Source organism: Paraburkholderia sp. SIMBA_030 (assembly GCF_046535245.1).
Taxonomy (GTDB): domain Bacteria; phylum Pseudomonadota; class Gammaproteobacteria; order Burkholderiales; family Burkholderiaceae; genus Paraburkholderia.
The window spans coordinates 1-320 of sequence record NZ_JAWRXB010000220.1 but is presented as its reverse complement, the minus strand read 5'-3'; the positions used below and the strand labels follow the sequence as shown (position 1 = coordinate 320).

Annotated in this window: 1 protein-coding gene; it reads left to right on the top strand. The window is 62.8% G+C overall.

The genetic code is table 11. The features are described from left to right. Positions 1-60: 60 nt before the first annotated feature. Positions 61-320: PQQ-dependent sugar dehydrogenase (locus tag SB772_RS39750; protein WP_410838486.1), on the top strand; the 260-nt coding region annotated here is incomplete at its 3' end.

Sequence of the window (320 nt, the reverse complement as noted above, 5' to 3'; positions counted from 1 at the left end):
ATCGCTTTGACGGCAGGTGCCGCATTTGCAGTGGCAGGCGCTGCATATGCAGCCGACAGGGTGCAGACCAAGGACGTCGCGGTCAGCGTCGATACGCTGGCAACCGGGCTTGATCATCCCTGGGCTGTCGAGGTCATGCCCGATGGCGCTTATCTCGTCACCGAACGTCCCGGCAATATCCGGATCATCCGCGATGGCAAGGTCTCCGAACCGCTTGCCGGCGTGCCCGAGGTCAGCGCCCGCGGCCAGGGTGGCCTGATGGATGTGGCGCTCTCTCCCGATTTTGCCCAAAGCCGCATTTTCTATTTCACTGCCGCGAC